Source organism: Pandoraea eparura (assembly GCF_902459725.1).
Lineage (GTDB): Bacteria > Pseudomonadota > Gammaproteobacteria > Burkholderiales > Burkholderiaceae > Pandoraea > Pandoraea eparura.
In genome coordinates this window covers 426,947-435,937 of the sequence record NZ_CABPSH010000004.1, presented here as the reverse complement: position 1 = coordinate 435,937, position 8,991 = coordinate 426,947, and the positions used below count along the sequence as shown (strand labels likewise).

Here is an 8,991-nt window from a genome sequence, read left to right as displayed (position 1 = left end):
GGCGCGGCGCGCCTCGGGCTGTGCGGCCGGCGCTGCGGACGCGCTCGGCGCAAACGACGCCGAGGCCCCCGACGAGGCCGAAGCTGCCGAAGCTGGCGATGAGGGCGATGAGGGCGATGAGGGCGAGGCGCGCCCCGTGTCTGCGCTCGGGGCGCGCGATGGTGCAGCGGCGGAGGCCGCCGCCCGCGTGGCGGTGCCTGCCGCCCGCGGCGTCGGTGGCTCCGCGAGCGTGCCGCCCGCGAGCAACGGGGTAAACGCAGCCATACGCAGCAGCGCCATCGAAAACCCGGTGTATTCGTCGGGCGCGAGGCTGAGTTCACCGCGTGCGCGCGTGGCAATCTGGTAATACAGTTGGACGGCCTCGGGCGACAATGCGTCGGCCAGACGTCGCACGTCCGCCGCTTCCGGCCAGTCGTCCGACACGGCTTGGGGGGCGTATTGCGCCAGGGCGATCTTGTGCAGCAAGCTGCCAAGATCCTGCAATCCCGCCGCAAACGAGAAGCTGCGCTCGGCCATTTCGTCGGCCACGGCCAGCAGGTCGGTACGCGATTCGTCCTTGAGGGCGTCGAGCAGCCGCACGAGCACGCTCTGATCGATCGCACCGAGCATGCCGCGCACGGCCGTCTCGGTCAGGGGCCCCGCGGCATAGGCAATGGCCTGATCGGTGAGCGACAACGCGTCGCGCATGCTGCCGCCGGCCGCCTTGGCGAGCAGACGCAACGCCTGCGGCTCGTTCTCGATCCCTTCCTCGCCGAGAATGGTCGTGAGATGCGACACGATGTGCCCGGCCGGCATCTGCTTGAGATTGAATTGCAGGCAGCGCGAGAGCACGGTGACCGGAATTTTCTGAGGATCGGTCGTCGCCAGAATGAATTTGACGTGCGCGGGCGGCTCTTCGAGCGTCTTGAGCATCGCGTTGAACGCGTGCCCCGTGAGCATGTGCACCTCGTCGATCATGTAGACCTTGAAGCGGGCGTCCGCCGGCGCGTAGACGGCCTTTTCGAGCAACGACGTCATCTCGTCGACGCCGCGATTCGATGCCGCGTCCATTTCGACGTAGTCGACGAAGCGCCCTTCGTCGATCGCCCGGCAGGCCTTGCACACGCCGCACGGCTCGGCCGTAATCCCCGTCTCGCAATTGAGCGCCTTGGCCAGAATGCGCGAGAGCGTTGTCTTGCCCACGCCACGCGTGCCGGTAAACAAGTAGGCGTGATGCAAACGCTGTTGCTCGAGCGCGTGCGTCAACGCACGCACGACATGCTCCTGGCCCACCAGGGTCGAGAAGCCTTTGGGGCGCCATTTGCGCGCGAGTACTTGATAGGTCATGCCAAATTGTAACAGTTCGGCGTTGAGCGTCCGCACCGATGTCGCCGTCCGATCGGGCGCTGTCCGAGCGCAAAATCCGGCAGGCTATCGGTGCGATAGAAAAAAATGTTGCGCGATTCTACCAAGCCCATCCGGTCCACGCGATACGCGGTGAAACGGTGTTGGCGAGACGCAGGCGCAGACTGGCAACCATCGCCGGGATCATCGACGAGCGACGGCGCCGTCATACCCATTCATCGCGGTGAGCGACCGATTGCCACGGCACGCGAGAGGGGGAAGCAGAAGCGGAAAGTGCGCGGAACGCGCGGAGAACATCGATAAAACAAGGAGGTAGGTGACGAGCCTGACCCTCGGCACTGGCAGAAAACGGTTGTGGCTGCTTCGTTCCCGACCTGACCAGATTGGCCGCGCCACCATGCGAGGAGGCCCGTCAGGAAAAGATTCTACCAGAGTCGGCGCGTCAACAGAAGCCCGACGCGAGCGATTGTGAGACGCGCGCGCTCGCGGCGGCCACGTCGCGGCGCGCTCAGGCACGACGCACATGCGTTTGCGATTTCCGCTAAGATGAGCACAAACTGCATTGGCGAACGCTATTGAAGCACGCGATTGCAGCCTCCATATGGAGAATGCACGCCCGGAAAAGCCGGGTGACATCTCCGGCGTCGGTGAAAGCGCGCTGTTTTCGCCAGACGTTTCCGAATAGTCAGACGAGGCAACAATACTCATGAGCGAACAAATCAAGCACATTTCCGACGCCAGCTTCGACGCGGACGTTTTGAATTCCGACAAGCCGGTGCTTCTCGACTTCTGGGCGGAATGGTGCGGTCCGTGCAAGATGATCGCCCCGATCCTGGAAGACGTGGCGAAGGAATACGGCGACAAGGTGCAAATCGCCAAGATGAACGTGGACGACAACCAGGCCACGCCGGCCAAGTTCGGCATCCGCGGCATCCCGACGCTGATCCTGTTCAAGAACGGCGCCGTCGCAGGCCAGAAGGTCGGTGCGCTCGCGAAGGGTCAACTGACCGCCTTCCTCGACCAGCATCTGTAATCCCCAGCCAGTGACGGCAGGTGCCGGGGCCTTTGTCGCCGCAGTGCGACAGCCCGGCACCGGGCAAGCCGCGCAGTGCTTGCGCGTGACGCTGCTTGCTATATAATCCGGCAACAAGCATCCCAAAGTTCTTCGAGCGTTCGCTCACTTTTCCCTGATCCTTCACTTGTCGTCCAACGGACGGCACCTCCGTATGCATTTATCCGAACTAAAGTCCCAGCACGTCTCCGAACTGCTTGAAATGGCGAACGGTCTCGAGATCGAGAACGCAAACCGCCTTCGCAAGCAGGAGCTGATGTTCGCCATTCTGAAGAAGCGCGCAAAGACCGGCGAAACCATCTATGGCGACGGTACGCTCGAGGTGCTGCCGGATGGCTTCGGTTTCCTGCGCTCGCCTGAGACGTCGTATCTGGCCAGCACGGACGATATCTATATCAGCCCGTCGCAGATCCGTCGCTTCAACCTGCATACCGGTGACACGATCGAAGGGGAAGTGCGCACGCCGAAGGACGGCGAGCGCTATTTCGCGCTGGTGAAGGTCGACAAGGTCAACGACCACCCGCCCGAGGCCTCGAAACACAAGATCATGTTCGAGAACCTCACGCCGCTGCACCCGAACAAGCCGCTGCTGCTCGAGCGCGACATTCGCGGTGAAGAGAACGTGACGGGCCGCATCATCGACATGATTGCCCCCATCGGCAAGGGCCAGCGCGGTCTGCTGGTGGCGTCGCCGAAGTCGGGCAAGACCGTGATGCTGCAACACATCGCTCACGCGATTGCCACCAACCATCCGGAAGCCAAGCTTTTTGTGCTGCTCATCGACGAGCGCCCGGAAGAAGTGACCGAAATGCAGCGCTCGGTGAAAGGCGAAGTGGTCGCTTCGACGTTCGACGAGCCCGCCACGCGTCACGTGCAGGTCGCCGAAATGGTGATCGAGAAGGCCAAGCGCCTGATCGAAATGAAGCAGGACGTGATCATTCTGCTCGATTCGATCACGCGCCTGGCCCGCGCCTACAACACCGTGATCCCGGCCTCGGGCAAGGTGCTCACTGGCGGTGTGGACGCCAACGCCCTGCAGCGCCCGAAGCGTTTCTTCGGTGCCGCGCGTAACGTCGAAGAAGGTGGCTCGCTCACGATCATCGCCACGGCGCTGATCGAAACCGGCAGCCGCATGGACGACGTGATCTACGAAGAATTCAAGGGCACCGGCAACATGGAAGTGCACCTCGAGCGTCGTCTCGCGGAAAAGCGCGTCTACCCGGCGATCAACCTGAACAAGTCGGGTACGCGTCGCGAAGAGCTGCTCATCAAGCCGGAAATCCTGCAAAAGATCTGGGTGCTGCGCAAGCTCATCTACGACATGGACGAGGCCGAAGCCATGGAATTCCTGCTTGGCAAGATCAAGCAGACGAAGAACAACGCCGAGTTCTTCGACCTGATGCGCCGCGGCGGCTGATTCCGCCCCTGCGCATCACGAGAAAAAGCCGCGACCCGCGTGTCGCGGCTTTTTCTTTGCACCGCCCCCTTGCGCCGCCCGCCCGAGCCGCGGCCGTGCGGGCGGTCACGATGACTGTTATATGATGGAACGGCACCGCGCACTGGCCGCTGGCACGCCTTCCCCCACCGTGGTACCCGAAGGAGAGTTTGCAATGTCCGAGCAAGACGATTTGATGGCGGAAGCCTTTGCCCACCTCGAAGCCGGCGACCCCGAGTCGGCACTGGAGATCGGCAAACGGCTCGGGTCGATGCAGTACTCGGGCGCCTATGAGGTGCAGGCGATGGCCTACGCCGACATGGACGACATGGAACAGGCCGTGGCCACCCTGGAAGCCGGTGTCGCGCATGCGCCGGGCGTCTGGCTGCTCTGGCAACTGCTCGGCAACTACCGCTCCGACCTGGGGCGCTTCCCCGCCGCCATCGAAGCATACGAAGCCGCCGGCAATTGCGCCCCCGATGAAGACCTCGTCATCGTCGACTTCAACCATGCCAACGCCCTCGCCCGCCATGGCGACTTCACGACGGCGCAGACGCGTCTCGACCGTGTGTTCGAGAGCCCGCACCTTGCGCAGGCCGGACGCGCCTTCATTGAAAACGCCATCGCGCTGCGCATGCACCTGTTCAATGCGCAAGGCGAGCCGAAGGCCGCCATTGCGACCTACGAATCGCTGCACAAGCACGAGCACGACGACGAAGGCAGCAACGTGACGATGGCCGATGTGCTCGCCGAGCTTTCGCTCGCGTACAAGCAGTCGGGCGACAACGACAAGGCGCTCGCGTCCGCGCTGGAGGCCGTGCAGCGCTACAAGTGGAGCGATACCGCCCTGTGGGCACTGCGCGCCGCGCGCGACGCGCAGTCGGACACGGCACAGGTGATGCATCTGATCGTGGAGGGTCACTGGTACGAGCCGCTGGAAGACGAAGACCCGGATGGCCCGCCCCCCGAGTTCGTCACGACCTACGATGTGGTGGCCGAGGATGCCGCGGAAGCCCTGCGCCTGATCGCGGAGTGCGAGCCGCCACAGGTGCGCGACTCGCTGCGCATCGCCGAGACGCATCCGGTCGATCACGACGAGGAGTCGCCCACGCCCTACAAGGGCGTCTATGCCACGGGCGACTACCACATGTATCAGCCGGGCGACGATATCGACTAAGCGTATGAATCAGGCGCATCGATCTCGCCGATGGCGCCCCTGAACGACAAAGGGCACCGGAATTCCGCCGGTGCCCTTTTTGATTCTGCGAATCGATACGAACGATCGCAGGCGCATCAAGCGCCCACGATCACACATCGCCTGACGACATCGCCTTACCACGCAGCCTTGCCGCCTAGCCCAACCGTGTCGCCTTACCGAGTAGCCCTTACCGCATCGCCTCACTTATAGCCGGCGCGATCGAGAATCCGCTGCGCTTCCGGCAGGCTTTTCGCGATGGTGCCGATGGGCACCGCTTCCGCCTTGAATTGACCAAGCGCGGCGAGCGCCGGGTTGTCGACCCGAGTCGTCGGCACAGCCGGCCACTCGTTGTTGCCGTTCGCGAAGTATTGTTGCGCTTCGTCGCTCGCGAGATATTCCAGGAACTTCACGGCATTGGCCGGGTTCGGTGCGTGCCGGGCAACGCCCGCCCCCGCCACATTCGCGTGCGTGCCCTTGCCCGCCTGATCCGGCCAGATCAAGCCGACCTTGCCCATCAGCGCCTTGTCCTCAGGCTTCTCCGAGCGCGCCATGCGCACGTAATAGTAAGAATTCGCCAGCGCCACGCTGCACTCCCCCGTCGCCACGGCCTTGATCTGGTCGGTGTCGCCGCCGCGCGGCGCGCGCGCGAAGTTCGCCACCATGCCCTCGGCCCATTGCTGCGTCGCCTGTGCGCCCTCACGCGCGATCAGCGCGCCCACCAGCGAGAGCATGTAGGGATGCGAGCCCGAGCGAGTGCAGACTTGCCCCTTATGCGACGGATCGGCGAGCGAGGTGTACGTCTGCACCGTCTTCGGGTCGACCTTGTCCTTGTTGTAGACGATTACACGCGCCCGTGTTGAAAAGCCGTACCAGTCCGTGCCGGCCGTCGTGCTCGCGGCGTGCAACTTGGCCGGAATGCGGGCGTCGAGCGTCGCGGAGCGGGTCGGCTGGAACAGTCCCGCCTCGTCGGCTTTCGCCAGACGCGCCGCGTCGACCATCAGAATCACGTCCGCCGGACTCTTCGCGCCCTCGCTCTTCAACCGCTCCAGCAGCGCCGCGTCGTCCGCTTCGATCCGGTTGATCTTGATGCCGGTCTGCCGCGTGAAGGCACCGAAAAGCTGCTCGTCCGTCTGGTAATGACGCGCCGAGTAAAGATTCAGCACGCCAGCGGTGTCGGCCTGCGCGCCGAGTGTCGCCCCCATCAACGTGCCAAGTACCGTCAGTCGTACCAGTGTGCCGATCGTCTTCACCTTCATGGGCCATTCCCCCGCTGTCGTGGTTTCGTAGAGAGGAACAGCATAATGAAAGATGCGCAATATTGCAAATGATTCCCATTCTCGTTATTTTGCATCTTCGTTGTGAGAAGCGGGCGGGAGGGGATGCACGGTGGCACCGTAGCGTCGTAGCGTCGTAGCGCGGTGGCACAGTGGCACAGTGGCACAGTGACGCGGTGGCTCGGTGACGCGGTGGCTCGGTGGCTCGGTGGCTCGGTGGCTCGGTGGCTCGGTGGCTCGGTGGCTCGGTGACGCAGTGGCGCGGTAGCGCCTCAGCGCCGAAGCACCATGACGCCATGACGCCATGACGCCATGATGCCGTGATGCCGTGATGCCGTGATGCCGTGATGCGGTGATGCGGTGATGCGGGAGCCAGACCGTCAAACGCTCAAGGCTGCCGCACTTGGGAACAGAAGGCACCCGCCCCTGGCGCGCCCTGTCGGTTGCGGCTGATAAGACGAGGCACCCCGCCAAAGGTTCCTGTCGTGTGCGCGCTTCTCGACGGTCTCCTCGAAAAGTGAACCGAATTGCGCCCGCGCGGCTCCAACCGCCGTAAAATTGCACGTTGACGCACGCCGGTAGCCTGCCATCTCCCAGATCGAAGGCGCCACGCGCGTTTGTCGTACCCTGCCGGAGTTTCCCTTTGTTGTCGTTGATTCGAAAGCTACGCCGCCCTGTCACACCGACAGCCCACGGCACCCCCGCCCTTGCGCGGCCCCGCTCGCTCTCGCTCTTGCGCCCCCTCTTGCGCCCCGTCGCGCCGATTCACGCCAACGCGGGTGTCACGCTCGCCGCCAAACCCCGTACAGCCTTGAGCGCACTCGCCGTGGCCGCCGTGCTGGCCGGGTGTGCGAGCGCCCCGACAGGCAACGCGCCCGTGACCTCCGCCGACAGCACGTCGTCGACCGCGCAGACACCGACGGCCCCCGCCACCCCGGCAGCGCCGCCGAAGATCGTCCGACCGCTGAAGATCGGTCTCGCGCTCGGCGGCGGCGCGGCGCGCGGGTTTGCGCATGTGGGCGTCATCAAGGCGCTGGAGGCCCGCGGCATCCACGCTGACATCGTGGTCGGCACCAGTGCGGGCAGCGTCGTCGGTGCGATGTACGCCTCCGGCATGAACGGCTTCCAGCTCAATCGCCTGGCGTCGACGATGGACGAAGCGTCGATCAGCGACTGGACGATGCCGTTCCGCTCGCGCGGCATGCTGCGCGGCGAAGCCCTCCAGTCTTACGTCAACAAGATTCTCAAGGATCGTCCGATCGAGCAGATGCCGCGCCAGTTGGGCATCGTCGCCACCGATTTGCAGAGCGGCGCGCCGATCCTGTTCCGCCGCGGCAATACCGGCCAAGCCGTGCGGGCGTCGAGCAGCGTGCCGGGCGTATTCGAGCCTGTGCATATCGGCACGCGCGATTATGTCGATGGCGGCCTGGTCGCGCCGGTGCCCGCCGAGTATGCCCGCCAGATGGGGGCCGACTTCGTGATTGCCGTCGACATTTCGGCCAACCCGACCGCACAGGCCACGCAAGGCCAGTTCGACATCCTCATGCAGACGTTCACGATCATGGGGCAGTCGATCAAGCAGTACGAGCTGGAGAAGAACGCGGACGTGGTGATTCGCCCGTCACTGGCGAAGATGGGTGCCTCGGACTTCCAGGGCCGTAATCGCGCCATTCTGGCCGGCGAGGAAGCGGTTGCCGCGATGTGGCCGCAAATTCAGCGCAAGCTGGCCGAAGCGCAGGCGGAAGCCACGCGCGGCATGCCGCAAGCCTCACGCTGAGCGAAGCCGCTTCGGACCCGCCAAGCGTCCGAAGCGTCTGGCCAAGCGCCGCAATCCAGCCCCTGAAAAAGAATTGCCGCCCACTGGGCGGCAATTCTTTTTGCTGTCTCGTCTTGATATCCGCCAACGCCGCGGACATCGAACGCTTACATCGGGTGGTCGTTCTTGAAGAGCTGCTCGACACGCGTCAGCTCAGCGCTGGCCTTGAGGGTTTCGACGCGACGGGCGCCGTTGTAGCGGGCCGACCAGTACGATTCACGCAGGTCTTCCACACGAATCTTGCCGCCGGTGGCCGGGGCATGCACGAACTTGTCGCCGCCAATATAGATACCGACGTGCGAGAAGCTGCGGCGCATCGTATTGAAGAACACCAGATCGCCCGGCTTCAGATCGTTCTTGGCGATGCGCTCACCCACCTGACTCATCTCTTCCGCACGGCGCGGCAGCATGAAGTTGAGCGTGTCCTGGAACACATAACGCACGAAACCACTGCAATCGAGACCGCTGTCCGGGGTATTGCCGCCGTACTTGTAGCGCACGCCGATGTAGTTCAACGCGCCCAGCACCACGTCCGAGGCCTTGTCGGTCACGTTCGAGAGCAGCTTCTGCGCGCGTTGCACCCGCGACTCTTCCACCGGTGCCTGCGGGGCGGCGTCAGACGCGCCCGACGTAGCCGGGTTCGCGGCGACGTTCGCAGCGACATTCTGAGCAGCGCTGAACGAGCCGCCTGCCTGAAGGGTAGCGGCGGCCGCACGTGCGGCGGCGGTCGGGCCGTTGTTGTAGTCGTCTGCCTGCGCCGTGAACGAGGCGGTGACGAGGCCGGCGGCAGTAAACGCGAGAAGGAGTGTCTTGCGGATGCGCGGAGGGATCGTCTGCATTAGTCGCCGGTTT

At 64.2% G+C, this 8,991-nt stretch carries 7 protein-coding genes and 1 other RNA gene; 4 read left to right on the top strand and 4 right to left on the bottom strand.

Annotation, left to right across the window (positions count from 1 at the left end):
- Together dnaX and ffs are read right to left on the bottom strand one after the other, a co-directional pair.
- A partial coding sequence (dnaX, locus tag PEP31012_RS12625; protein ID WP_150589662.1) for a DNA polymerase III subunit gamma/tau occupies positions 1-1,326 on the bottom strand: 1,326 nt, incomplete at its 3' end.
- Between the two features lie 333 nt (positions 1,327-1,659).
- An RNA gene (gene ffs / locus PEP31012_RS12620) (signal recognition particle sRNA small type) lies at positions 1,660-1,758 on the bottom strand.
- A 292-nt stretch (positions 1,759-2,050) separates the two neighbouring features.
- Here ffs and trxA point away from each other — a divergent pair.
- The 3 genes from trxA (at position 2,051) to PEP31012_RS12605 (ending at position 5,028) form a co-directional block, all read left to right on the top strand.
- Entirely contained in the window at positions 2,051-2,377 is a 327-nt protein-coding gene (trxA, locus tag PEP31012_RS12615; protein WP_010807316.1) for a thioredoxin TrxA, read from the top strand.
- 193 nt (positions 2,378-2,570) lie between these two features.
- The gene (rho, locus tag PEP31012_RS12610) at positions 2,571-3,833 is read left to right on the top strand and encodes a transcription termination factor Rho (RefSeq protein WP_039374656.1); all 1,263 of its coding nucleotides are present in this window, start codon (positions 2,571-2,573) and stop codon (positions 3,831-3,833) included.
- A 193-nt stretch (positions 3,834-4,026) separates the two neighbouring features.
- The gene (locus PEP31012_RS12605; protein ID WP_174978217.1) at positions 4,027-5,028 is read left to right on the top strand and encodes a tetratricopeptide repeat protein; all 1,002 of its coding nucleotides are present in this window, start codon (positions 4,027-4,029) and stop codon (positions 5,026-5,028) included.
- Between the two features lie 221 nt (positions 5,029-5,249).
- On the opposite strand, the gene PEP31012_RS12600 is transcribed toward PEP31012_RS12605, so the two are convergent.
- Complete coding sequence (locus PEP31012_RS12600) at positions 5,250-6,305, bottom strand: extracellular solute-binding protein (RefSeq protein WP_150589660.1); 1,056 nt, start codon at positions 6,303-6,305, stop codon at positions 5,250-5,252.
- A gap of 763 nt (positions 6,306-7,068) precedes the next feature.
- Here PEP31012_RS12600 and PEP31012_RS12595 point away from each other — a divergent pair.
- Positions 7,069-8,100 (top strand): patatin-like phospholipase family protein, encoded by a 1,032-nt coding sequence (locus tag PEP31012_RS12595; RefSeq protein ID WP_425494957.1) that lies wholly within the window; start codon positions 7,069-7,071, stop codon positions 8,098-8,100.
- Positions 8,101-8,246: 146 nt separating this feature from the next.
- Here PEP31012_RS12595 and PEP31012_RS12590 read toward each other — a convergent pair whose 3' ends face one another.
- Positions 8,247-8,978 carry a C40 family peptidase gene (locus PEP31012_RS12590; RefSeq protein WP_150589659.1) on the bottom strand — a complete coding sequence of 244 codons (732 nt, stop codon included), beginning with the start codon at positions 8,976-8,978 and terminating at the stop codon, positions 8,247-8,249.
- Between the last annotated feature and the right edge of the window lie 13 nt (positions 8,979-8,991).

Coding starts and splice junctions, on each gene's coding strand:
- trxA (WP_010807316.1), top strand. CDS start 2,051: ATGAGCGAACAAATCAAGCACATTTCCGACGCCAGCTTCGACGCGGAC.
- rho (WP_039374656.1), top strand. CDS start 2,571: ATGCATTTATCCGAACTAAAGTCCCAGCACGTCTCCGAACTGCTTGAA.
- PEP31012_RS12605 (WP_174978217.1), top strand. CDS start 4,027: ATGTCCGAGCAAGACGATTTGATGGCGGAAGCCTTTGCCCACCTCGAA.
- PEP31012_RS12600 (WP_150589660.1), bottom strand. CDS start 6,305: ATGAAGGTGAAGACGATCGGCACACTGGTACGACTGACGGTACTTGGC.
- PEP31012_RS12590 (WP_150589659.1), bottom strand. CDS start 8,978: ATGCAGACGATCCCTCCGCGCATCCGCAAGACACTCCTTCTCGCGTTT.